A 23,195-nucleotide genomic window follows, 5' to 3' on the forward strand; every position below is an offset into this window, starting at 1 on the left:
GTAATAAATTATATGTAGTTATATTTTTTTATATCCAGTGTTAACGGATCCGGATAAAATCGATTGATAAATATAACATATTGCCATTATAATTCATGGAGATTCTGGAAAAACCCATAAATGGCAAAAATATAAAGATGTACATAGGTTCCGGGCTTGAAAACAAAATCAACAGTTTCATGGAAGATTATGGCAAAAATATTTCCTTTGTTAGCTATGCACTGAAGCAGCTATACAAAAGCAAGATAAATGCCATTTCTTCATACAAATCATTTTTGAAAGATGGAGAATCATCTAAATCTCAGAAGTATGTTAATATTGTTATAAAAAAACTGATAAATATGGAAATTGAACGGGACAATTCCGTGTCGTATATAGGCGGGGGAACTATAGGAGACCTTATAGGATATTCAGCATCTGTGTATAAGCGTGGAGTGCACCTGATAGGAATTCCAACAACCTTGCTTGCCCAGGTAGACAGTTCCATAGGTGGCAAGAACGCTATAAATTTTGAAAATTTAAAAAATGCTATGGGGACATTCTATAATCCTGATGTAATCTTTGCCGATGTTGATTTCCTGCTCGGGTCGGACCCTGCACTTTTAAGGGATGGCATAGCAGAAGCAATGAAGATGGCCCTTGTAAAGGACAGGGAATTTTTTAATTATTTTACCTCAAAAAACTTGAATTCTATATACAATAGGAAAAGCCTGGAATATGTAATATCAAAAAGCGCAAAGATAAAACTGGATGTTGTTTCGGAAGATTTTTTTGATTCCAGGAAAATACGGTACCTGCTAAACTTTGGGCATTCCATCGGGCATGCTATAGAATCTTATACTGAAAACAGGGTGTCCCATGGAACTGCTGTTGCCAATGGCATGATACTGGAAAGTTATCTGGCATATAAGGCCGGATTTTCTGAACCATTTTACGAAACAGTAAGGGATGCAGTATCAGCCTATGGGATTCCATTGCTGGATTTCAACACTATTGAAACAGATAAGCTGGTATCCTTTATAAAAAATGACAAAAAAGTCGAAAATGGAAAGCTGAATATGGTAATGTTAAAAGGCCCCGGACAGGCAGAAATTGGTGAAATAGGATTCCAGCAGATGAGGATGTATGTTAATCTCTACAAAGAGAGAAGCACGAAGGGAAACCATTGATTTAACAGGATGTGTGGATTCTGGAAATAACCGTACAAATATTTATAATCCTATGTGGAATATTAACAGTGAAATGACACGGTGTCACAGGGCAATAGGTACAATTACAGATATCGATATGGAAAGAAGCATCCCGGAATTTAACACTGTACTTAATGCTTTATCTGCAAAACTTTTCCAGAAAGAAGTTATGCGCATTAACATTGCGTTGGACAGGAACATTATGCCAGCAATAATTAAGGGATTCAGGAGGTATAAGGTATGAATTTTTCAGCTTTAATAGGTAACCCTGTAGGCCATTCTATAGGTCAGGATATTTACAACAGCCTGTTTATGGACTACGGTATAGATTCCATGTATATTGCAATAGATCTGCACAGGAAAAATTTGCCACGATTTTTTGATTTGTCCAGGGGCAATATTGAAGGCTTCAACATAACTGCACCGTATAAGGAAGAGTCAATACAATTTATAGACTATGCAGATAAAATAGTTTCTGATACCGGATCGGTTAATCTCGTAAAAAACCAGGGTGGAAAATTATACGGATATAACAGCGATTACGCTGGATTTATGATGCTTGCCAGAAAAAATAATATTGATTTTTCAGGTAAAAATGTAATAATAATGGGCACAGGTGGTGCAGCCAGGACAGTTGCATATTCAATAATGCAAAATTATAATTCAAATATCAGCATAGTTTCAAGGAATCCTGGGGAAAAAAAGATTTACGGAATAGCCACAACAGGATATAATGATATAAAGGAATATGATATTATTATTAATTGCACGCCACTGGGCACATTTCCAGATACTGGAATGCCTATCCCGGAAAATATGATACATAATGGAATAACCGGCATAGACCTTGTGTATAATCCCTCCAGGACCCCATTTCTGAAAATAGTCGAAAAAAATGGTGGGATTCCGGTAAACGGAGAGGACATGTTCATCGGGCAGGGAATTGAAACGTTAAAAAAAATATATGGGATAACGGTAGATTATGAAAAATTTTATGATATTTTCCATGAAAATTTAAGGAGTAAATAAAATGATAATAAAAACCAATGGCGGCCTTTCTGTTCTGTCAGCATTTGTCAACGGCTATGGTGCTGCAATATCCATAGACCTGCCAATGTACACTGAGATCAAAAAGAGCGGAGAGGATATTTTTCCCACACCTGAAATGGCAGATACTGTGAATTTTCTGAGGAACAGATTTTCCATCCATGATAAATATTCAATAAATATCAATAGCCAGATTCCAATGGGAATGGGATTGAAAAGCAGCAGTGCCATGACACTTTCATTAATTTACGGAATTTTTAAAATAAATCATATGGACATCGCACCACAGGAAGTTTTAAAGATTGCGTCAGAGGCCTCAATACACAATAAAACATCGGTAACAGGGGCAATAGATGACCTTTCCATAGCATATTATGGCGGGTTTTGTTTTACTGACAACAGTTCGAACCGGATTATATCAAAGCAGCAGATTGAGGAAAAATACATTATCCTGGAATTGCAGGACAGAATGGCATTGACATATGATATGCGAAACAGGGATTTTTCAGGGTACAAAAATTATTACGGAAGATTGCTGGAACTTGTGAAGGACGGACATATATTCGAATCTATGATGCTCAACGGGTATATATTCAGTGATGGAACAGAAACCGGGATAGTCAAAAAGATGCTCGGCACAGGTGCCATATATGCAGGAAGGAGTGGAAAAGGGCCTGCCATATTCGGAATATACGAAACAGAAAGTTCCATGGAAAGCTCTTTTAAACAGCTTACATCAGAAGGATACAACGTGATAAGAAGCAGGTTTAATAATTATGGAATTAATATATATGAACAATGAACGTTAAAATAAAAAATGGAACTATTTCAGGTACAATTTACGCACCGTCTTCAAAAAGTTATACCCAGAGGTATGTGCTCTATTCAGCCTTTTCCAATAAGCCGGTAAAAATTAAAAATGTCTCATTTTCAGAGGATGAGATGGTATCGCTTAAAATTGCCGAAAGCTGCAATGCCACCATTAATTACAACAGAAAAGATATAGAAATAAAACCGGATTTTAAATGCCCGGATAGCATTTATGTTGGAGAATCCGGAACTTCTTACAGGCTCTCTATAGGATTACTGGTCGCAAGAAAATGCAAAACAACAATAAAAGGAGAACAGCAACTGGCAGGGCGGCCTGTTGAACCTTTAATAAAAGCCTTATCAGATGCAGGTACCAATTTCAAAAAACACAAAGATGGCTTTTATATGGTAGATGGTAGAAATTCTGCTTCTACAGGAGTATCTATTGATGGTGGAACAAGTTCACAGTTCGTAAGTGCTATGTTATATTATTATTCCATACTTGGAGAAGGAAACTTCACTGTCAGCAATATGGTTTCTGCGAATTATGTAAATATTACCATTAACTGCCTGAGGAATTTTGGTATCACGGTGCACAATAATGGAAATAATTATTCCATAGAAAATGGTGATTACGCTGTTAAAGAAATTGGCATTGAAGGTGATTACTCCTCTGCGTCTTATTTTATAGTACTGGGCATATTTACCGGGAACATAAAAATAAAAAACCTGGGTATTGATTCACTCCAGCCGGACAGGCAAATTATAGAATTGTTAAACAATGCAACAGAATGCATAAAAATTGGTGGCAATGAACTTACCGTTGATAAGGCAAATTTTATAAAAGGAATTATTGTAGACGCTTCTGCGACCCCTGATATAGCTCCAGTAATATCGGTTATAGGGATATTTTCGACTGAAGGTGTAAAAATTTATAATTACCAGAGGTTAAAAACGAAGGAATCCGATAGATGGAAAGGAATAATTGAAATGTGCCGGGCATTTGGAGCGACCGTTTCAGTATGTGAAAACTTTATAGAAATTAAGAAGGGCATCCTTAAAGACCCGGAATCTATAAAATTCACAGACCATCGCATGATAATGAGTGCTATAATAGCTGGGGTAATAGCAGGATCTCATACGGAATTTAAAAATGCGGAGAAAATTAATAAAAGTTATCCAGAATTTCTGGTTGACCTGAAAAGGCTCGGGCTGGAGATATATTCAGATTTAAATTTAAGTGGAGATGCCGTAATTTGAACGGATTTATAAATATGTGAAATCTATATTATATTATTAATATATATTATGTCATTATTTTTATTGATTTTATATAAGTTTCTGAATTGAAAATGCTTAAATATTGCTTAGTTATTTAGAATAGTCAACAAAAGCCAATCTACAGCAAATAGATGGATATGCACACAGTGCGATTATGAAATCTATATTCCAGGATTGGGACAGATGAAGTTCTCATCATAAGATGGGTTCCGATATGTAAGGTAAAGCCGCTAATTTCTTATTAATAAGAGTGGAGGTAGGATTAACTCCGGTTGATCCTGCCGGCGGCCACTGCTATCAAGTTCCGACTAAGCCATGCGAGTCAAGGTATCGTAAGATGCCGGCAAACTGCTCAGTAACACGTGGATAATCTAACCTTGAGTAAGGGATAACTTCGGGAAACTGAAGGTAATACCTTATAATTGCTTAAAACTGGAATGTTTTTGCAATAAAAGTTACGACGCTCAAGGATGAGTCTGCGACCTATCAGGTAGTAGGTGGTGTAATGGACCACCTAGCCTCAGACGGGTACGGGCCCTGGGAGGGGTAGCCCGGAGATGGACTCTGAGACATAAGTCCAGGCCCTACGGGGCGCAGCAGGCGCGAACACTGTGCAATGCGCGAAAGCGCGACACGGGGAGCTTGAGTGTCTTGGCATAGCCAAGACTTTTCTCATTCCTAAAAAGCATGAGGAATAAGTGCTGGGTAAGACGGGTGCCAGCCGCCGCGGTAACACCCGCAGCACGAGTAGTGGTCACTTTTATTGAGCCTAAAGCGTTCGTAGCCGGTTTTGTAAATCTTCAGATAAAGCCTGAAGCTTAACTCCAGAAAGTCTGAAGAGACTGCAAGACTTGAGATCGGGTGAGGTTAAACGTACTTTCAGGGTAGGGGTAAAATCCTGTAATCCCGGAAGGACGACCAGTGGCGAAAGCGTTTAACTAGAACGAATCTGACGGTAAGGAACGAAGGCTAGGGTAGCAAACCGGATTAGATACCCGGGTAGTCCTAGCTGTAAACATTGCCCATTTGATGTTGCTTTTCCGTTGAGGGAAGGCAGTGTCGGAGCGAAGGTGTTAAATGGGCCGCTTGGGAAGTATGGTCGCAAGACTGAAACTTAAAGGAATTGGCGGGGGAGCACCGCAACGGGAGGAATGTGCGGTTTAATTGGATTCAACGCCGGAAAACTCACCGGGAACGACCTGTGCATGAGAGTCAACCTGACGAGCTTACTCGATAGCAGGAGAGGTGGTGCATGGCCGTCGTCAGCTCGTACCGTAGGGCGTTCACTTAAGTGTGATAACGAGCGAGACCCACATCTTTAATTGCAAATGTATATGAGAATATGCATGCACTTTAGAGAAACCGCCAGCGCTAAGCTGGAGGAAGGAGTGGTCGACGGCAGGTCAGTACGCCCCGAATTTCCCGGGCTACACGCGCATTACAAAGAACGGGACAATACGTTGCAACCTCGAAAGAGGAAGCTAATCGCGAAACCCGTCCATAGTTAGGATTGAGGGCTGTAACTCGCCCTCATGAATCTGGATTCCGTAGTAATCGCGGGTCAACAACCCGCGGTGAACATGCCCCTGCTCCTTGCACACACCGCCCGTCAAACCATCCGAGTTGGTGTTGGATGAGGTTTAATTCGAGAGGGTTAAATCAAATCTGATGTCGGTGAGGAGGGTTAAGTCGTAACAAGGTATCCGTAGGGGAACCTGCGGATGGATCACCTCCATGTGAAAGGCAGCTTTGCCTTACAAACTTTTTATTTTTTATTGTTTTATATTGTTAAGTATTTGTTATATTGATTTTCATCTATTCATGTACCATTCCATCATATTTATTCATATAATTTTTAAATTTTAGAAAAGATTTTATTTTATGTTTATCTTATCTATATAATGGATAAAGGTATTGAGGGCAAACTTGTTGAACAACAGGAAAAAATTGAACGAAAATTTCAGGGTATAGGAAAGGGAAAATATGCCCGTATCCTCAAAATGGCCAAGAAGCCCAATGGAAATGAATACACAAAAGTGGTGCTTATAGCAGGCAGCGGTATTGTGCTCTTAGGTTTAATAGGGTTTATTATATATTATATAATGCAGATAGTGTTTTAGGTGACTTTAATGATGGAATATGATTGGTTAACGGCAGATATCCCCGATGTTATAAATGCGGGATGTGATAAACGTATCAAGCAACTTGAAGAAAAAGATGATAGAGAGAAAATTATACCACTGGCTATTACTGTAAAGAATATCCAGGGTGCAAAAAGGAAATTCAACATTAATATAAGGACATCCCTGGAACTTCAAGACCCGTCTATAGACTGGAAATTAAAGTTAAAAGACGAATATACACTTTCAAGCAAAAAAATAGAGGAGATAACATATGACTTTGATCTCGATGGAAACAAATCAAGGGATCTGGGATTGGAGATAGATACACCCATAGGCGGATATGAGGGTGACAGGCTTGATATTGATCTTTCAATTAAATCAGAAGATGGAATAAATAGTTATAATAAAAAATTCAGTGTTAACCTTGTGCCGGTTATTAAAATTGCCAAATGTACCATAGGAAAGGAGCTTGACATCGCTATAGACCTGTCAAACCATGCCGAAAGAGACAGGGAAGAGCGCATGGCAATGAATAAAAACGCCAGGAATGAAGTTATGGCCGTCATGTCCCCATATGAGATAAAGGGGTACTTTTTCATTGAAACAATGCATGCAGACAGGGTTGACGTACTGTCAAAATCTATAAGGGGATTCAAGGGATTTGTTTCTGGAGATATAGATATATCAGAAATAGAGAAATACCTTACGCCAAAGCCTGCAGTAACTGGCCTTGAAATGGGCTCACTTGTAGAAATAGTTGAAGGGCCATTTAAAGGAGAAAGGGCAAAGATTACTGCAATTGATGCAGCAAAGGAAGAGGTAACAGTCCAGTTAATAGAATCCATGGTTCCTATACCGGTTACTGTAAAGGCTGAAGCTATTAGAAATCTGGATAAAACATGATAACTAAATCCAATTCAAAAGAAGCAGAAAAAGCGTTTATCGATAATATTAAAAAATTTTTTGACAATCCTGAGATTATACTTCCAGAGTGTACTGACAGTTGCTTTATGTGCCCTATAAAAGGTTATGCAAAGAAAATCCAGAAGATGAAAGAATCCAGCAATTTTGGCAAATACCATAATTCTGCAGACCAGTTCCTGGCTGGGGTGTCAGAGACTTACAGAATACTGGAGAGCGAAAAAGCACCACTTATGGGGGTTATAAAGACAAACTATGGTTCTGTTAATTACTGTAAGCGGGGAAACACTGATGAACTGATAATTTCAGGTGTACAGAATTATGATAACGATATATACAGGCTTCTTGCATTTACAAATACAGTAAAATTGAAGAAGTTAAGGGTGTATTCCACAAGAAATTATTTTACAGCAACATGCAGGGAAAAGATTGATATTGATTTTATAACAGATTTATTGAACGAGGAGAATATACCCTTTACCAGAGCCGAAGACAGGATAGTTATTGGAACAACCGGCAATAAAATTACTGTATCGGCATATGATGCCATACTGGACGTGTATGAAGATTTTGACCACAACATAGTTTTTACATTGCTTAAGCATATGTTATTGCCTGATATGCCATTTAAAATTCAATCAGATTTTATGGATTTTATACCCGATAATCCTGATATCATAACTGAATTTATACACAAAAGGCTTAGCACAAAGCAATTGCTGTCCCGTTTACGGAAAGACAAGATAAATTATGCAATCAAGAATAACTATTATATTATAAATTACGAGAATTATGGAATAGATGAATTTCTGGATAAACTGGAATTTGATGACAGGCTAAAGCCGTTCATAAGGGAGAAAATAGCATCCAAAGGATTTGTACTTGACTCTCCCAGCCAGCGCAAGGTACTGGAGTACCTGTTTCCTGAATATAAAAATGAAATTGTAAGGCTATTATATGATCTTACAGACGCGGAAATAAAATCCTTGAAAGGAAACCCCATGGAGATCATGGAAAACGCAAAGCTATTAAAAAGCAAGAAGTCGGTGAAATCAAAGATCATGGAACCATGGTCTGAAAATTCCAGGTATCTAATAGACTTAATTACATATTATTTCAACTATGGAAAATCCGACTCAATAAACTTTGGCAGGAAGAACATGAATAATGACATACAGAAATCAATATATTATGCTTTTCTTGAAGCAATAGGAAGTGGAGAAGGATGGATGTTTACTGAAAACCAGATACTTCTGGGAAAAAGAATATATGACTATGTAAATGACATGGTTAATGATCGGAATATAAACGATCAGCTCAAGAAAATAAAGGGGATAATAGGATAATGTCAAAGCATATACTGTCAAAAAAAGATTACAGGGCATTCATGGAAAAGCTCAGCGCATTCAATATAGACGGAACATCCATGGCGGATATTGAAGTGGAAACAAACAAAAAAAATGAGGTGTATTATTTTTCAGGCAAACCGGTATTTTACAACGGCATGCCTACATTATACCTTATAAATTATCTGAAAATAAAGACACATAACGTTACTGTAGATAATGGTGCTGTGCCCCATTTAATGAATGGATCTAATCTATTCGCGCCCGGGATTGTTGATATGGACCCGAATATTAAAAAAGGTGACATGGTTTTTATCAAAAACATGGAAGGGTTATATATAGCAATAGGAAGGGCCAATGATAGCGGTGATGCAATAATGTCCTCCAGAAAGGGTGAAGCAGTGGAGATATTGCATTATCTTAATGATAAAGTCATGAAAGAATTTTAAGCTTAGGCATGGGGGCTCATTATAAGATATCATTGCCATATCTAATTATGCGCCATGTTATGCAGTATTTTATAGACTAAAAAGTATACAAAATACTTATTTATCTAATTTGTATATATATTTCATGGAAACATTAAAAATTGGAGAACAGGCTCCTGATTTTGAAACAATTGACCAGGATGGAAAAAATGTAAAGCTCTCAGATTTTAAAGACAGCGTGGTTGTATTATATTTTTACCCGAAGGACAATACGCCGGGATGCACCATGGAGGCTAAAAACTTCAGAGATAATATAGATATGTTTACTGAAAAAGGCGTGAAGGTTTTCGGGGTAAGCGTAGACTCAAGTGAATCACATAAAAAATTCCAGGAAAAATATAACCTTAATTTCACATTGCTCAGTGACAAACAGAAAGATATAGTAAAAAAATATGGCGTACTGGGCCTCGCTACTGCCAAGAGAGTTACATATATTATAAAAGATGGAAAGATTGTTTATGTATACCCGAAAGTGAGCCCGGGAGAACATGCAAAAGAAGTATATGAAAAGCTTCAGGAGTTAAAACTTATTTAATTTTATTAATTTTAAGATCTTACAAAATTGCTTTTAATACTGAAATTTATAAGAGAAACAACCAATGTTACAAGTAACCATAAAACTGAGATCATTATCAGAAACGGATTGAATTTTATTATAGAATACGCTAAAATGCCTATTGGCAACAGATACTTAATTATTATCCATAAAATACTATAAAAACCCATAAAAATCTAAAATAAAAAAATGTATTTATCCGAAAAGAGAGCTTAAACCGGCCATTGCGTCTGAATCCGATTCATCCTTCTTTTCTTCTTTCTTCTCTTCTTTCTTTTTCTCCTCTTTCTTTTCTTCCTTCGCAGGTGCTGCTGCTACAGGTGCTGCTGCGGCATTTTTCAAGACTTCTTCTATGTTTACATTCTTCATGCTTTCAAGCAATGATTTAAGTCTTGCGTCATCTGCCGCTACGCCTGCGTCTGTCAGTACCTTCTTCAGGTTCTCTTCATCTATTTCTTTTCCTGCTGAGTGAAGCAGTAAAGCTCCATATATATATTCCATTTTGTCACCTCATCCAAATAAAGACCCGAGACCCGCTGCTGCGTCATCTCCAGATCCTTCATCTTTCTTGTCCTCTGTCTGGCTTTCTTCAGGGTTTTCATTCTCTATGTTTTCATTATTTAAATCTTTATTTATTAATGAATTTAGAGTTGTAGCGTTTATTACTGCTTTCCTTATAAAAATATCTATATTCTTTTCATCAACAAAGTTTGCAGCAAGTGCAAGACCCTGTGCCTGTAGATATGCCTTGGACAATAATTCAGGCATTATCTCAGGAACAAGGAAATCTGCCTTTAATGCAAGTGCTTTTGCTTTCAGGAAAGCTCCGGCCATATCCGATACTATCTGTTCTATAGTTATGGATAGGGCATCCCTGGAATAAACAAGCCTGTCACTATATGCAGCTATCATCTCAAGGCCAACTGTAACCGGAAGTATTTCCAGTTTTTCCAGCACCTGTGCCTTCTCCTTGGATATTACTTCGCCTTTTTTGACCAGTGTAACTTCGCTTTTTATTACTATTTTCCCCTTTTCTATTCCTGCCGGTATACCTGCCTTCTGGAATACTGATATCATAGGCCCTGGTGGGAATGATGTTTCCTTCGGTTCTATTATTATATCCTCTTCTGCTATTTCTCCACCACGTGCAGCCGCTTTTGTCCTTTTTGAGACAAGCATATCGTAAACTGTTTTTGGTGTCTCAGAGGTTGTAATAAGGGCTATCTGCCCGGTTGCGTGTTCTGTCATTCCTGCAATATTCTTTTTGTTTGATTTTTGTAATGCAAGCCTTAGTAATCTTGCCCTTAATACCTCTATTTTCACTTTCCCGCGTATATCGCTCCTTATTTTCTGGAATTCCTTATTTCTTAATCCCTTTATGCTAATAACTGCTGATACGGGGCTTTCGTTTAATTCCTCAGTAAGGGCATTAACCTTATCCACCTTCCACTGTGCTGGCTCGATCATTCTATATCACCTAAATTAATTGTAATTGCCTTACTCATCGTGCTCTTAATATATGCAGAGGCTATATTTCCCTTACCCTTATCAAGGTGGGAAATTATTCTTTTCAGAACTGTATTAAGGTTGGTAAATAGGTCTTCATTGCTCATAGCTTTCGTCCCGATAGGTACATGGAATGTGATTTTATCCCTGCTTCTGGCCCTTACACTTTTCTTAAGGTTTTCTATTAATGCACTTGGGTCCTGCCCTGGTGGCAATGGCTTGGGCATTTTTCCCCTTGGGCCCAGAATTATACCGAGGTTTTTACCAACATTTCCCATAAGTGTGGATTCTGCTACAAAGAAATCTATTCCCTTGACAATTTTCTTGAATGACTTTTTATTATCTGAAAAATTATTCAGGTCTTCAACTGAATACAGATAATCTGCATTCTTTGCCTTTGTACGCATTTCCTCACTGGCAATAACAGCAACTTTCAGGTCTTTGCCTCTGCCCGCAGGAAGTATGATTTCTTCATTGATCCTATTCTTAGGATCTACCATATCAACGTCTTTCAGGTTTATTCCAACCTCTATGCTCTCATCAAAATTTCTTTTCTTGAGTTCTTTTAATTCCTTTAAATTTTCTATAATACTATTCTCCATTATTTCTCACCGACATCTATTTCGCCAGCCTTGATTTTTTTCTGTAGTTCTGCAGCATTTATGCCATCTACTGTAATGCCCAGAGACAGCGCAGTGCCAAGAACTTCAAGGACAGCTCCTTTCATTGTGTATGAAAGTAAACCGGATTTTTTGGATTCCGCAACCTTTTTGACCTGTTCCATTGTCAAATTTCCAGCGTAGTTTTCCTTATTTTTTCCCGAACCTTTGGCTATTCCAGCCTCTTTCTTCAACAGAGCTGAAGTCGGAGGTATTCCTATTATTATTTCATATTTCTTGGTAGAAGGGTCCACAACATTTACTGTTACCGGGACCTGCATTCCAGCAAAATCCTTTGTTTGTTCGTTTATATCCTTTATTACCTGCCCGAGATTAAGTCCAAGAGGACCAAGGGCAGGGCCTAAAGGAGGCCCTGATGTGGCTTTTCCACCTTCAACCATTGTTTTAACTGCAACCATTTATTACACCTTCGATTATACCCTATTTCTAACTCATTTTTAATATTTTCTTTTTAACATATTTATTTTAGTGCATAGTTTCTAATCAGGTTGTTCTACAAATATTTTATACCGGTATTCTGGGTATAAATAAAATATATAATCCGGAGTTTTTATTTTCTAAGACTAAAAGTATGTCATAACGTCCTGAAACATTAGTTATTACAGTATATAAGAATAAAATTTATAACATTGATAAAATTAAAGCAAAAATTTATAGGGTATATAAATGAAATAATAATATAGCAACATAATGTCAGAATAAATAAAAAGTAAATATATAAAAACAATATAGCATATAAATGATAGTTAACGTTATCGACGGGCGAAGGGAAAAAAATTTTGATGATTCAACAAAGGTTCTTATTGATATATTCAGGGCTACCACAACAATTCCCCTGATGTTATACAGAAATGCAAAATCCATAATACCTGTAAGAACTATAACAGAAACAAGAAAAATGAAAGCAAAAAACCCGGATTATCTGACAAGCGGCGAAAGATATGGCGTCAGAATCCCAAGATTCAATTATGGAAATTCGCCAAGTGTAATAATGGGCGAAGACCTTTCAGGCAAAACCCTGCTATTTACCTCAACCAATGGAATAAAGGTTCTTTTTAAGATAAGGGAATTCCCGGGCGATATATACTTATCATCATTCATAAATTTCACTGCAACATATAATGCCATCAAGGATCGGGAAAAAGTATCCATTATTGTCTCAAACAGGCCTGATGGCATATCAGATGAGGATTATATCTATGCAAATATGCTAAAAGCTAAGCTCGAAGGCGAAGAGGTGAATGTTGATGATTACTGCAACCAGATAAGGGCAAGCCATGGTGCAAAGAGGCTTAAAATTATGGGTGCAGCAGCCGATATAGAAAGTTCATTGAAAGTTGATATTTACCATGAACCTATAATATACAGCAATGGAAAAATAATACCCTTAACAAAATTGAGCGGGAAATCTCCTTCAGCAAGCGAATAATATGGTAGCCGACGGTTAAATGAAAATCCTGTGGCACATTATTGTAACTTAAATCTCAATAACATCACCATAGTGCATGGATGTTCCCCTTAATTTTGACAGGCACCCGAGAAGGTATTTTGCCCACTCAAGCTTAATTTTTTTCCTTATAATGGCAGTGTTATCATAATATGGCTTGATATTAACATTCTTGAAGTCGAAACCAAGCAGCGTTATATGCCTTGCTCCGAGATAATCTGCCAGAAAAGCTGACCTGTCACCATCACTGAATCCGCCGTAATTGTAAAGATGCGCCATTGGTATATACTGTGTTGTAGCAATACCATTACTGAAATATTTTGCATATTTTTCTATGGCGTTTATATTATCCCCATGTGCATGCACGAGAATAATTGAACCGCGGTTGTACGAATCTATTATGGAATTGATATTTCCATCAAGGTCTGTCACTATAATATCCGGATTGCCATATAAGCTGCTGTAAGTTTCTATTGCCGAATCAGCAACTATTACATATCCACCTGAAATTGTTTTAATAGCATTCTTTAAGTTTGGCCCGTTGCCGATAATAAAAGCATTTCTTCCACGGTATGCATCTAAAATATTATCGCTGTTATGGATAAACTTCCTTAAAATCATAGATGATTCATAATCCATTTTTCTATTAATTCCCAGAGAATCGGTAATCTGGAGATACAGCTGGAACCATTGGTCAAAGTTCATTTTATCTCCATCATATTATGATTTTTGCTTTTTGACGAAGAGTAGTATTTATGGACTGCAGATGCCGATAATGCTATTATTATTCCAGCAATTATATATGTCAAATACAGTATCATAGATGAATATGGTATAAAGCCAATTATATACCTGACGTAATTCATCATTCCATAAACTATTAACACTATAGCCAGCGAAAACGAAATGCCATACCACATCCTTGACATCCCGTGCCTCTCCTCCATGTAAACATCAAAGGCATCAAAAAGTTCCTTTGAAACGAATGACGCCAATACCCACCATACAAATGCAGATATAAATACCAGTACCTTGTTCATAATCGGTACGGTTTTTATTATGGATTCGTAGCTATATGCAATGCCGATTACTATAATAAAGAAAGACACAAGGTATGAAAGCATTGAAATTTTTGCCTCCTGTGAATATTCCTTTACGTCTGCAGCTAATTTTATAATAAGCTGGTTTATTTCAACAGCCCTGCCAACGAAATATGCACCCAGGACAATGGTAACAAACATAACTGCCCCTGTGGCTGGATCAAGTACATAAGATTTTGTAATAACCATGGCATATATAGTAAAAGCCAGCAGCGACACACCATAGCTCAGAAGCAGGAGGCCAACGGGTATTGTAAATTTCCTGGCTATTTTCTTATCTTTAATGCCCCTTATAATGTAATAATAAAGTGATTCTATATTTTCGTTATGGCGAATAAGAATATGCTTAACATACCTTATCCTTATCCTCGATGATATTAACGGTATTATATAATCGTCTTCTGCACCATCTGACACAAGTATAAGGTCGTCATAATGCTCCATTGAAAGTACATCATCCAGCTGTTTTCCAAGTATTTCATCTGATTTTGCACCAACATCATCGTCACCGGTGATCAGGGCAATTTCAACCTCTTCGTTTTTTCTCTGCAAGTCTTCGTATACCTTTATTGCGCCAAAAAGGGCGTTTGCATCAGAATCTTCAGGGTCAACAGAAATCAGCTTAAGTGCTGCATTATAGCATTCACCATATCCCGTAACGGGTCCATCCACCCCGGCCTTTATGCCGTAATCGTTGTCACGGTCCACATTCAATACAAGAGTTGCCATACAGTATAATTATAATAGGAAAAGCAAGTATATAAGTTTTATTACATTCAGATTATAAAAATAAATCTTAGTATTAAAATACTTTTTCCTCAGAAAATCCAGCAATATATCCTGTTTGATAATCATTTCAGTATAAAGTATCCTGCACTTTTTTGCCTTGCCACCCTTTTTACCATTTTTCCGTCCATGAGTTCCTTAAGCCCGGAATTAACCAGCGCCTTTCCCAGGGCTACTTTTTTCATTATATCGTCGGCTGTTTTCATCTTCTCTTCAGATACGGCGCCCATTGCTTTCAATGAACTGTATATTTTTTCTGCATTTCCTGATAATCCTACCATTTAAAACCCCTATTCCATATTATATATAAATATATAAATATTATTAAATTAATAATTGTTATAAAAAGGCAAAAAATAATACCTGTAAGTTATTCACTATTTATGCTGAACTTTTATATGCTGTCATCCGGTAGCAGGGGCAATTCGACTATAATATGGGATGAATATGATGCCATAATTATAGATTGCGGGATAAGCATGAAGAAATTCTCTGAGAAAACCTCACAATTTCAGATAGATGGGCTTGAAAAATCTATTTTTATCAGCCATGAGCATTCAGACCATTCTGCAGGTGCAAAGGCGATTTCCAGGAAACTCAAGGCTGACCTGTATTCCAGAAGCGGGACACTTGAAAAGCTTCACCTGGAAAATTCTTATAGCATAAACGGCGAAGTTGCAATAGGGAATTTTACCGTTACCCCTGTGCATGTAAACCACGATGCTGTTGACCCTGTGGTTTACGTTATACGGAACAGGGGCGTGAAAATATCGGTGGTTTCTGACCTGGGAATAATGAATGATGAATTGCTTGATGAAATGAAAAATTCCAATATCATGGCAATTGAAGCAAACCATGATCCGGAAATGCTTAAAAATGGGCCATATACAGAGGCACTTAAAAGGAGGATACGGAGTGACCACGGGCACCTGTCCAATGAACAGTCTGCTGAGGCCATATACAGCTCCGCCTCAGATGGGACAAGCATTATCCTTACACACCTGAGTGAAAAGAACAACACTCCGGATATTGCAATTAATACTGTAAAAAGTTATCTGGCCAACAGGCATAAGGGGTATAAGTCCCTGGAAGCAGCATCACAGGAATTCGGCAGTACACTGTATAAATTATAGCCTGATATACAAATTAGACCATACCAAAGTTTTTGTATAGTTTTTCAATCTGCGGAGTATGGATGAATACGATCTTGTTATAATAGGGGCTGGACCTACTGGCCTCTTTGCTACTTTTCTGGCTGGCCTGAGAGATATAAAAAGTGTCACACTGGAAGCACTTGACTATACAGGAGGGCAGATACCTGAACTTTACCCGGAAAAGATGGTATATGATGTCCAGGGGATTCCAAAGATAAATGCTACGGAACTCAGGGATAAAATGTACGAACAGGCAAAACTTTTCGACGGTGAAATAAAGCTCAGTTCCAAGGTTACCGATATTATTCCGGATAATGATGAGTACATAATAGAAGTTAATGGTGTTAAAGAGTACAAATGCAAAGCTGTGCTTATAGCCACAGGCATAGGCGATTTCACACCTAGAAAGATTGGATGCCCTGGCGAAGATGAATTCAAGGGCAAGGGAGTTGATTATACTGTAAAGGATATAACCAAATTTAAAGACATGGTTGTAGCTATTGTTGGTGGAGGGGATTCTGCACTGGATTATGCCGATGAGCTTTCAGGCACAGCAAAAAAGGTCTATGTTTTACACCACAGTGAGAAATTCAAGGCAGCGGAAAAAACACTGGATGCGGTGATGAACAATAAAGGCATATCGCTTATGATGAATACCTCCGTAACAGAAATAAAGGGCGACTCAAAAATACGGGAAATATCTACTATAAATGAAAAAGACAAAACCACCGGAAGTATAAAAGTTGATGCACTTGTCATTGCCATAGGGCATGTTGGAAAAGCAAATGTCTTTAAATCTGTAAATATAGAAACAAGCAAAAACGGCAGAACCATTCTGGTAAACAATGAGTTCCAGACAAATTTAAAGGGCATCTATGCAGTAGGTGATGGGGCCACGGCAGCGGGAGAACCTGTACACCCTATAATAGCGATTGATGGCGCAAATGCTTATATTGCAATCAACTTTATCAAAAAATACCTGACTCCAAATGCAACAATGTTTGGCGGGCATAGCTCCAGCCTTAACATTAAATAGGCATAAAACGATATGCAGTAAATGGAAGTTGACGATGCAATAATAAGATTACGGGAGATGAAGGCTTCAAAGATATTGCTCCAGATACCGGACGGTTTGAAGCCTGAATCTTTCAACCTTTTCAATAAATTTTCAAAGGAATTTAATGTAATAATAAGCTCACAATCATTTTATGGTGCGTGTGACATAGGAAATATGGAAGTGTACAGGGATGTTGACTGCATAGTCCAGTTCGGCCATTCTGAAATACCCAATATCAAATACACAAAACCCATTCTATTCATAGAATACTTCTACAAGCAGATAGAGCTTGATGATGATATATTTTCCATACTGGCTGAAAATCTTGTAAAAAATGTAGGGCTCCTTTCATCCGTGCAGTATTATAAGGAAATGGAGTATGTAAATGGCAAATTAAAGGAACTGGGATATAATGTAATAGTGGGAAATGTGGATGGAAGGATGAAATACCCAGGCCAGGTTCTGGGTTGCAATTTCAGTGCCGCACATTCAATAGCTGCTAAAGTGGATGCATACCTGCTTGTCAGTACCGGCTTATTCCACGGAATAGGTGCACAGCTATCCACAGATAAACCTGTATACATACTGGATCTGAATAACCGGTCTATCAGAAATATACAGCCAGATATAGATAAATTTCTCAGAAAAAGGTATGCGAGAATAGAACCGGCAATAGATGCAAAGAAATTTGCCATAGTTATTGACACAAAAATAGGGCAATACAGAAAAAAACTTGCATACAGCATATACAACAGGGTAAAAGGCATGGGGCGTGATGCCATAATCGTAACAGCAGACAATATAAATCCGGTAGATTTCCAGAACCTTATGTGTGATGCTGTTGTATTCACAGGATGCCCGAGGGTATCTATAGACGATGAGGATAAATTCAGCATGCCTGTATTGACGCCAATAGAATTCGAACAGTTATTCGGGTTTAAAAGCAATAATAAATATATAATGGACGAAATAGTGGGTGTCGATTCCTACTCCCCTATAAGATAATTGGACCCATGGGAGACAATGGTGCATTTAATTTCTGAATATTTTTCATAGTTTCCCTTTAATACAACTGGCCTGTAATTTATATCCCTTCCGACCATTGTTCCATTTTTCCCCTTTTCAGTAATCAAAACTTTTTCTTCCCTGCCAAGGTAACTATCAAGTTTTTTCTCCATCTGTTCCCTGTGCAATGATATGATTTCATTTGACCATTCCTTAAGCAGATTGGAATTTAAAGGCGTTTTATTATAATCTTTAGTGTATGGCCGGGGCGAAAAGCGTGTAACGTTTATTATATCAGGGTTATATTTCTCCAGGAATTTCATAGTTTTTTCGAAGCCTGCCCTGCTGTCATTATAGTATCCAAGTATTATATCTGTGGCTATGGACATATCTGGAAATGCGTCATGGAATTTCTGCCATACTGCTTCCGCTTCCTCTATTGTGTATTCCCGGTTCATGGCAGAAAGTACATTATTTTCCGCGCTCTGCACAGGCAGGTGGAGGAATTTAAATACCCTATCGTGCCTGTATGCATCCACAAGCTTATCCAGTATATCGTATGTATTTCTTGGTTCCAGCATTCCAACGCGGAGGTAGAAATCCCTATCTATGGATGAAATTCTATTTACAAGTTCTGCAAGGTCTGTTCCTATGTCTTTTCCGTATGCTGCAGTATCCAGTGAGGAAATCCTGATTTCCTTTATATTGCGGTCAAGTTCCATATTTACCTGGTTTACAATTTTATCTATTCCCCTTGAAAGGAGTTTTCCCCTGGCTATATGTGATATGCAGAAATTGCAACTGCCTGTACATCCTTGGTTGATAGGTATTCCATCGTATATATCTGATTTTATTTCTATGCCATCCAGATCGCCCTCGTAAAAACTCCTGAATTCGCGTGGTTTTAATACCTGGACATTACCTGATTCTATCGTATTTCCGTTGACTGTTGCAAGGCATCCCAGAACCTGGACATTACCTGAAACCTTTGAAAGTGAGGATATGCGCTTTACCATTCTGTCTTCTGTATGCTTAATAACAACACAGGTGCCTATAAGGCTCAAATCTGCCTCCTCCGGGCTATTGACAATCTGGTTGTTTTCATCCTTAAGCAATTTGTTTAGGTAAAGTGAAGATTCGGATTTCTGTAAAGTGCATCCGTAGGATTCGAAATAAATTTTCATGGATTTTAATTACAATTACGTTAATAACGATTATTATATTTACTATGGCAGCTGTTGAATATCAGGTTGTTTAAATTTTCTGTATAGTTTTCCATTGGCAATAAAGGTTTCCAGAATATTTCCATTGATAATTAATATAATTACTGGAGGAGCATTCAATGTGCATCATAATATGTTTCTTACTCAATAGGCGGGAGTAATGATTTATATATGGATATTTCTATACTGCCATGCGACATTCTAAATTCGATAAGTGCCGAATTTTTTTAATAATTCTACTTTGAAAAAAGTTATATATTGCTTTAAAATATAATTTTATGACGAAAGAAAATAATATGGAGAAGACCGAAGATAATAAAAATTATGAGTGTGACCTTTCTGTCCGATGGGGGCATATTGACCCATCTATTCTGCCATTTGATGACCTCGATAAGGAGATTATGTGCTTTCTCCGTTATAATGCAAGAATGTCCAATGCCGAAATAGCTAAAATGTTGAATACAAGCGAAGCTACAGTAAGAAGAAGGATTAATGAGCTGGTGCGGAGGAAGATCATTACAGGATTCTCTGCACTTGTTGACCTGCATGCAATAGAAAATAGCATAAAGGTATGCATCAGGATAGACACTGAAGGAGACAGGCTTGATGCAATAGCCGATTCACTGGCTGCAAATCCAAACGTATTATCACTTTACAGAAGGAGGGGACAGAATCAGTTACTTCTCCAGGGGCTTTTCCTGAATCTTGAAACAATACAGGAATTTGAAGATAGCCTTGCCAGGAAGGATGGAATAGTAAAATACGATACTATGGTGGTATCAAAGGCGTTTAAAAAAGACCCCTGGGTAGGTATATAAAAAAAATTAGTTCAAGAAATTAAATATTTCTTTATATTTCTTTTCATCTATTTTTCCAGTTGCCAGAACAAGGTCCTTTATGCTTTTTCCAGTTTCAAGGGATTCTTCAACAATCTTGGCCATGGTATCGTAGCCCAGGTATGGATTCAGCAATGCGGCAGACCCGAAACTTCTTTCTATGTTTTCCTTTATCTTATTAAGATCCGGCTTTATGCCCTGTATGGCTTCTTCATCCAGCATTTTGATTCCATTTGCCAGCCTTTCTATTGACTTGGATATCTCATAGTCAATATGGGGCATCATAACATTCAGTTCCAGCTGCCCTGCTTTTACAGATAGATTGACAGCCTGCTGTGATCCGGTTATGGAATGGCATATCATATTCATAGCCTCTGCTATTGATGGATTTATCTTTCCTGGCATTATAGATGAACCCTGCTGTACTGCTGGGAGGACAATTTCATGTAATCCTGCTCCCGGCCCGGAATAGAGAAGCCTCAAATCATCTGAAATTTTGCTCAGGTCAAGTGCCATATTTGACAGTGAGTTGATTACCCTTGAAAAATCGGTCATAAACTGCATTATGCCCATAAGATTTTCTCCGGGCCTGAAATTGAAGCCTGTTTCCTCTGATATTTTCTTCACGGCGTATTCTTTGTATCCATCCGGTGTATTTGCCCCATTTCCCACTGCGGTACCGCCGATATTTAATTCCAGTATATAGTCCAGTGCGGATTTGAATTCCTTCAAATCTCTGCCAATAGCAAATGCCCAGGCATTGAATTCATCCCCCAGGGTAACCCTGACGGCATCCTGAAGGTGGGTTCTCCCGGTTTTGTAAACTTTCTCGAATTCCTTATGCTTTGCCTTTAATGATTTTATTAGGGCTTCCGCATTTTCGATAAGTTTTGGTGATTTTAGCATTATGCTCACACGCATCATGGTGGGGTAAATATCGTTTGTTGATTGGCTCATGTTAATTACGTCGTTTGGGTGTGCGTATTTATATTCGCCTTTCTTATGGTTAAGTGATTCCAGAACCAGGTTCGCCAGTATTTCATTTGTATTCATGTTGAATGAAGTACCTGCCCCTGCCTGGAAAACATCAACTACGAATTGTTCATCAAAATCTCCTGATATTAATCTGTCACATGCCTTGCTTATGCTTTCGTATAGCTCTTTCTGTAGCTTCCCGGCAGTATAGTTGGCATATGCTGCCCCTTTCTTTACAATGGCCATTGCTTTTATATGGTCACGGTCTTTTGATTTTATTCCGGAAATATTAAAATTATTTTTTGCCCTCAGAGTATTAATTCCATAATAAATGGAATCGTCAATCTGTACTTCGCCTATTACATCTCTTTCTGTTCTCATAAATAACAATGCTATATCACTATAAAAATATTTTAATCAATACATTTAACATTGTCAACTGGCGAGTTAAAGCAATGAACCTGGAAACTGTGTGTTCAAATCTGGAAAATATCACCAGCTACAATAGGCTCACTGGCTGGCAACACAGTGATTTCCGGGTATTACAGTACGCATGCAATTTAATGCCTTGGCATCTCCCTTCTTTTATGCATACGCTTTAATAAACCTTGGTTCTCACTTTTCAAACATCTCACAAATTGTTTCCTAATGTTATATTTTCACTTTCTATTCATGACTTTGGAGGAATCTACATTGCCTTTTTTTAATTTCGACATATTGCAGATAAAATTAACATTATCCGGAAAAAATTAAATTTCTACACTGGCACATAATAAAATATTAAAAATAAAAAAATTATGGAGGCGAAACCAGATGTGCTGGAATAGCTTCTAATCCTATTAATGCAGCAACAACAGCAGATACTACCAGGCCTATCCAGAACAACACCAGAACTACTGTCCAGACATTAGAGACTTTAGTCTTTCCTGGAAGTATATCATAGATAAGTGTTGTGGGGAAAGTGAAAACCCCTGTCAATCCAAAGGCCAGAAAGAGCCCGAACATTGCAATTGGGCTTGAGGTAAGTTTGTCCACATATGCATTTGCGCCATACCATATAGAAATTATACCGGCAAAGAATGCAAGAATACCGACATACTGAAGTTTCTGTTTTAGGGCTATTGTGCCAGCCATCATCAGTACTATAATGCCGAGGAACATAAATGGGTCGTCAAAAAGTATATTATACGCCCCGGGAAGTGGCCATACCATCTCACCCCAGAGCCCCATAAGAACAATTATAGCACCCAGTATTCCAAGCGGGAGCGCCCCTGGCTTCAATATCTCATTAACATTTTTAGCTCCGTTTTTCCTGAACTCAATATACACCCAAGCCGACATATAAATAGAAACTATTGCCACCAATGATATTAAAAAAAGTTCCATTGGGGTGTCATCTACAAATCCCATATTTTTGTCACCAAGCCCATAATCTGCATTGAGCATATAGCTTTATGTTATTGGATATAAATATTTTGAAGCTATGATATAGACAAAATGGCGTATTATTCTATATTTCCGGAGCAACAGCCCATTATAAAACCGTATTATCAATATTTTCAAAAAATATGATTGATTAAACATTTATAATAAATAACTCTTCGAATAGTGTATCTTATTTCTGGAAATTACACATTGAAAAAAATTATATGCTTGTAAGCATG

25 protein-coding genes and 1 rRNA gene are annotated in these 23,195 nt (G+C 37.7%); 16 read left to right on the forward strand and 10 right to left on the reverse strand.

The window, feature by feature from the left end:
• Positions 1-95 precede the first annotated feature (95 nt).
• From fad_RS07905 to fad_RS07955, 11 genes are all read left to right on the forward strand, one after another.
• Positions 96-1,169, forward strand: coding sequence for a 3-dehydroquinate synthase (locus tag fad_RS07905; protein ID WP_081142981.1), 1,074 nt, complete (start codon positions 96-98; stop codon positions 1,167-1,169).
• The gene (locus fad_RS07910; protein ID WP_019841474.1) at positions 1,126-1,434 is read left to right on the forward strand and encodes a hypothetical protein; all 309 of its coding nucleotides are present in this window, start codon (positions 1,126-1,128) and stop codon (positions 1,432-1,434) included. Before fad_RS07905 ends, fad_RS07910 begins: the two co-directional genes overlap by 44 nt.
• Positions 1,431-2,219 carry a shikimate dehydrogenase family protein gene (locus fad_RS07915; protein WP_009886740.1) on the forward strand — a complete coding sequence of 263 codons (789 nt, stop codon included), beginning with the start codon at positions 1,431-1,433 and terminating at the stop codon, positions 2,217-2,219. The genes fad_RS07910 and fad_RS07915 overlap by 4 nt, the downstream gene beginning before the upstream one ends.
• Position 2,220: 1 nt before the next feature.
• Positions 2,221-3,039: a shikimate kinase gene (locus tag fad_RS07920; RefSeq protein ID WP_009886741.1), complete on the forward strand. Its 819-nt coding sequence runs from the start codon at positions 2,221-2,223 to the stop codon at positions 3,037-3,039.
• Entirely contained in the window at positions 3,036-4,307 is a 1,272-nt protein-coding gene (locus tag fad_RS07925) for a 3-phosphoshikimate 1-carboxyvinyltransferase (protein WP_009886742.1), read from the forward strand. The genes fad_RS07920 and fad_RS07925 overlap by 4 nt, the downstream gene beginning before the upstream one ends.
• A 286-nt stretch (positions 4,308-4,593) precedes the next feature.
• Positions 4,594-6,063, forward strand: a 16S ribosomal RNA gene (locus tag fad_RS07930).
• 166 nt (positions 6,064-6,229) lie between these two features.
• Positions 6,230-6,448: a protein translocase SEC61 complex subunit gamma gene (locus fad_RS07935; protein WP_009886743.1), complete on the forward strand. Its 219-nt coding sequence runs from the start codon at positions 6,230-6,232 to the stop codon at positions 6,446-6,448.
• A 9-nt stretch (positions 6,449-6,457) separates the two neighbouring features.
• Positions 6,458-7,354 (forward strand): transcription elongation factor Spt5, encoded by an 897-nt coding sequence (locus tag fad_RS07940; protein WP_081142982.1) that lies wholly within the window; start codon positions 6,458-6,460, stop codon positions 7,352-7,354.
• Positions 7,351-8,718 (forward strand): hypothetical protein, encoded by a 1,368-nt coding sequence (locus fad_RS07945; protein WP_009886745.1) that lies wholly within the window; start codon positions 7,351-7,353, stop codon positions 8,716-8,718. Before fad_RS07940 ends, fad_RS07945 begins: the two co-directional genes overlap by 4 nt.
• Entirely contained in the window at positions 8,718-9,167 is a 450-nt protein-coding gene (locus tag fad_RS07950) for a DUF1947 domain-containing protein (protein ID WP_009886746.1), read from the forward strand. Before fad_RS07945 ends, fad_RS07950 begins: the two co-directional genes overlap by 1 nt.
• A 124-nt stretch (positions 9,168-9,291) precedes the next feature.
• Positions 9,292-9,741, forward strand: coding sequence for a peroxiredoxin (locus fad_RS07955; protein WP_009886747.1), 450 nt, complete (start codon positions 9,292-9,294; stop codon positions 9,739-9,741).
• A 216-nt stretch (positions 9,742-9,957) separates the two neighbouring features.
• Here the strand turns inward: fad_RS07955 and rpl12p are convergent, their stop codons facing one another.
• The 4 genes from rpl12p to fad_RS07975 are packed head-to-tail and all read right to left on the reverse strand — an operon-like array spanning position 9,958 to position 12,346.
• Positions 9,958-10,263: a 50S ribosomal protein P1 gene (gene rpl12p / locus fad_RS07960; RefSeq protein ID WP_009886748.1), complete on the reverse strand. Its 306-nt coding sequence runs from the start codon at positions 10,261-10,263 to the stop codon at positions 9,958-9,960.
• A 9-nt stretch (positions 10,264-10,272) separates the two neighbouring features.
• Positions 10,273-11,229, reverse strand: a complete 957-nt coding sequence (gene rplJ, locus fad_RS07965) for a 50S ribosomal protein L10 (RefSeq protein ID WP_009886749.1) — start codon at positions 11,227-11,229, stop codon at positions 10,273-10,275.
• Entirely contained in the window at positions 11,226-11,870 is a 645-nt protein-coding gene (locus tag fad_RS07970; protein ID WP_009886750.1) for a 50S ribosomal protein L1, read from the reverse strand. Before fad_RS07970 ends, rplJ begins: the two co-directional genes overlap by 4 nt.
• Complete coding sequence (locus tag fad_RS07975) at positions 11,870-12,346, reverse strand: 50S ribosomal protein L11 (protein WP_009886751.1); 477 nt, start codon at positions 12,344-12,346, stop codon at positions 11,870-11,872. The genes fad_RS07970 and fad_RS07975 overlap by 1 nt, the downstream gene beginning before the upstream one ends.
• A gap of 341 nt (positions 12,347-12,687) precedes the next feature.
• Between fad_RS07975 and fad_RS07980 the strand changes: the two genes are divergently transcribed.
• Complete coding sequence (locus fad_RS07980) at positions 12,688-13,377, forward strand: 2-phosphosulfolactate phosphatase (protein ID WP_009886752.1); 690 nt, start codon at positions 12,688-12,690, stop codon at positions 13,375-13,377.
• Between the two features lie 48 nt (positions 13,378-13,425).
• Here fad_RS07980 and fad_RS07985 read toward each other — a convergent pair whose 3' ends face one another.
• The 3 genes from fad_RS07985 to fad_RS07995 all read right to left on the reverse strand — a co-directional run bounded on the left by fad_RS07985 (position 13,426) and on the right by fad_RS07995 (position 15,562).
• Positions 13,426-14,100 (reverse strand): 6-hydroxymethylpterin diphosphokinase MptE-like protein, encoded by a 675-nt coding sequence (locus fad_RS07985; protein WP_009886753.1) that lies wholly within the window; start codon positions 14,098-14,100, stop codon positions 13,426-13,428.
• Positions 14,097-15,224, reverse strand: coding sequence for a DUF373 family protein (locus fad_RS07990; protein WP_009886754.1), 1,128 nt, complete (start codon positions 15,222-15,224; stop codon positions 14,097-14,099). Before fad_RS07990 ends, fad_RS07985 begins: the two co-directional genes overlap by 4 nt.
• A gap of 122 nt (positions 15,225-15,346) precedes the next feature.
• Complete coding sequence (locus tag fad_RS07995) at positions 15,347-15,562, reverse strand: hypothetical protein (protein ID WP_009886756.1); 216 nt, start codon at positions 15,560-15,562, stop codon at positions 15,347-15,349.
• A 102-nt stretch (positions 15,563-15,664) separates the two neighbouring features.
• On the opposite strand from fad_RS07995, the gene fad_RS08000 reads away from it, so the two are divergent.
• Genes fad_RS08000 through dph2 form a run of 3 tightly spaced genes read left to right on the forward strand, consistent with a single transcriptional unit; the run spans position 15,665 to position 18,497 of the window.
• Positions 15,665-16,414 carry an MBL fold metallo-hydrolase gene (locus tag fad_RS08000; RefSeq protein ID WP_009886757.1) on the forward strand — a complete coding sequence of 250 codons (750 nt, stop codon included), beginning with the start codon at positions 15,665-15,667 and terminating at the stop codon, positions 16,412-16,414.
• 58 nt (positions 16,415-16,472) lie between these two features.
• The gene (locus fad_RS08005) at positions 16,473-17,471 is read left to right on the forward strand and encodes an NAD(P)/FAD-dependent oxidoreductase (RefSeq protein WP_009886758.1); all 999 of its coding nucleotides are present in this window, start codon (positions 16,473-16,475) and stop codon (positions 17,469-17,471) included.
• Between the two features lie 21 nt (positions 17,472-17,492).
• A complete protein-coding gene (gene dph2, locus fad_RS08010; protein ID WP_009886759.1) occupies positions 17,493-18,497 on the forward strand; it encodes a diphthamide biosynthesis enzyme Dph2 in 1,005 nt (334 codons plus the stop codon).
• Here dph2 and fad_RS08015 read toward each other — a convergent pair.
• Complete coding sequence (locus fad_RS08015; protein ID WP_009886760.1) at positions 18,479-19,681, reverse strand: tRNA (N(6)-L-threonylcarbamoyladenosine(37)-C(2))-methylthiotransferase; 1,203 nt, start codon at positions 19,679-19,681, stop codon at positions 18,479-18,481. The two genes, dph2 and fad_RS08015, sit on opposite strands and share 19 nt — an antisense overlap.
• 317 nt (positions 19,682-19,998) lie before the next feature.
• Here fad_RS08015 and fad_RS08020 point away from each other — a divergent pair, with 317 nt between their 5' ends.
• Positions 19,999-20,538 carry an Lrp/AsnC family transcriptional regulator gene (locus fad_RS08020; RefSeq protein WP_009886761.1) on the forward strand — a complete coding sequence of 180 codons (540 nt, stop codon included), beginning with the start codon at positions 19,999-20,001 and terminating at the stop codon, positions 20,536-20,538.
• Positions 20,539-20,544: 6 nt separating this feature from the next.
• On the opposite strand, the gene fad_RS08025 is transcribed toward fad_RS08020, so the two are convergent.
• Both fad_RS08025 and fad_RS08030 read right to left on the reverse strand, forming a co-directional pair.
• Complete coding sequence (locus fad_RS08025) at positions 20,545-21,912, reverse strand: aspartate ammonia-lyase (RefSeq protein WP_009886762.1); 1,368 nt, start codon at positions 21,910-21,912, stop codon at positions 20,545-20,547.
• Between the two features lie 414 nt (positions 21,913-22,326).
• Positions 22,327-22,977 carry a DUF981 family protein gene (locus tag fad_RS08030; RefSeq protein ID WP_009886763.1) on the reverse strand — a complete coding sequence of 217 codons (651 nt, stop codon included), beginning with the start codon at positions 22,975-22,977 and terminating at the stop codon, positions 22,327-22,329.
• Positions 22,978-23,195 lie beyond the last annotated feature (218 nt).

Origin of the sequence: Ferroplasma acidiphilum (assembly GCF_002078355.1) — an archaeon.
Taxonomy (GTDB): Archaea; Thermoplasmatota; Thermoplasmata; order Thermoplasmatales; family Thermoplasmataceae; genus Ferroplasma; species Ferroplasma acidiphilum.

Excerpts from the sequence above, each read along its gene's own strand:
- fad_RS07905 (WP_081142981.1), top strand. The coding sequence starts at position 96 with ATGGAGATTCTGGAAAAACCCATAAATGGCAAAAATATAAAGATGTAC.
- fad_RS07910 (WP_019841474.1), top strand. The coding sequence starts at position 1,126 with ATGTTAATCTCTACAAAGAGAGAAGCACGAAGGGAAACCATTGATTTA.
- fad_RS07915 (WP_009886740.1), top strand. The coding sequence starts at position 1,431 with ATGAATTTTTCAGCTTTAATAGGTAACCCTGTAGGCCATTCTATAGGT.
- fad_RS07920 (WP_009886741.1), top strand. The coding sequence starts at position 2,221 with ATGATAATAAAAACCAATGGCGGCCTTTCTGTTCTGTCAGCATTTGTC.
- fad_RS07925 (WP_009886742.1), top strand. The coding sequence starts at position 3,036 with ATGAACGTTAAAATAAAAAATGGAACTATTTCAGGTACAATTTACGCA.
- fad_RS07935 (WP_009886743.1), top strand. The coding sequence starts at position 6,230 with ATGGATAAAGGTATTGAGGGCAAACTTGTTGAACAACAGGAAAAAATT.
- fad_RS07940 (WP_081142982.1), top strand. The coding sequence starts at position 6,458 with ATGATGGAATATGATTGGTTAACGGCAGATATCCCCGATGTTATAAAT.
- fad_RS07945 (WP_009886745.1), top strand. The coding sequence starts at position 7,351 with ATGATAACTAAATCCAATTCAAAAGAAGCAGAAAAAGCGTTTATCGAT.
- fad_RS07950 (WP_009886746.1), top strand. The coding sequence starts at position 8,718 with ATGTCAAAGCATATACTGTCAAAAAAAGATTACAGGGCATTCATGGAA.
- fad_RS07955 (WP_009886747.1), top strand. The coding sequence starts at position 9,292 with ATGGAAACATTAAAAATTGGAGAACAGGCTCCTGATTTTGAAACAATT.
- rpl12p (WP_009886748.1), bottom strand. The coding sequence starts at position 10,263 with ATGGAATATATATATGGAGCTTTACTGCTTCACTCAGCAGGAAAAGAA.
- rplJ (WP_009886749.1), bottom strand. The coding sequence starts at position 11,229 with ATGATCGAGCCAGCACAGTGGAAGGTGGATAAGGTTAATGCCCTTACT.
- fad_RS07970 (WP_009886750.1), bottom strand. The coding sequence starts at position 11,870 with ATGGAGAATAGTATTATAGAAAATTTAAAGGAATTAAAAGAACTCAAG.
- fad_RS07975 (WP_009886751.1), bottom strand. The coding sequence starts at position 12,346 with ATGGTTGCAGTTAAAACAATGGTTGAAGGTGGAAAAGCCACATCAGGG.
- fad_RS07980 (WP_009886752.1), top strand. The coding sequence starts at position 12,688 with ATGATAGTTAACGTTATCGACGGGCGAAGGGAAAAAAATTTTGATGAT.
- fad_RS07985 (WP_009886753.1), bottom strand. The coding sequence starts at position 14,100 with ATGAACTTTGACCAATGGTTCCAGCTGTATCTCCAGATTACCGATTCT.
- fad_RS07990 (WP_009886754.1), bottom strand. The coding sequence starts at position 15,224 with ATGGCAACTCTTGTATTGAATGTGGACCGTGACAACGATTACGGCATA.
- fad_RS07995 (WP_009886756.1), bottom strand. The coding sequence starts at position 15,562 with ATGGTAGGATTATCAGGAAATGCAGAAAAAATATACAGTTCATTGAAA.
- fad_RS08000 (WP_009886757.1), top strand. The coding sequence starts at position 15,665 with ATGCTGAACTTTTATATGCTGTCATCCGGTAGCAGGGGCAATTCGACT.
- fad_RS08005 (WP_009886758.1), top strand. The coding sequence starts at position 16,473 with ATGGATGAATACGATCTTGTTATAATAGGGGCTGGACCTACTGGCCTC.
- dph2 (WP_009886759.1), top strand. The coding sequence starts at position 17,493 with ATGGAAGTTGACGATGCAATAATAAGATTACGGGAGATGAAGGCTTCA.
- fad_RS08015 (WP_009886760.1), bottom strand. The coding sequence starts at position 19,681 with ATGAAAATTTATTTCGAATCCTACGGATGCACTTTACAGAAATCCGAA.
- fad_RS08020 (WP_009886761.1), top strand. The coding sequence starts at position 19,999 with ATGACGAAAGAAAATAATATGGAGAAGACCGAAGATAATAAAAATTAT.
- fad_RS08025 (WP_009886762.1), bottom strand. The coding sequence starts at position 21,912 with ATGAGAACAGAAAGAGATGTAATAGGCGAAGTACAGATTGACGATTCC.
- fad_RS08030 (WP_009886763.1), bottom strand. The coding sequence starts at position 22,977 with ATGCTCAATGCAGATTATGGGCTTGGTGACAAAAATATGGGATTTGTA.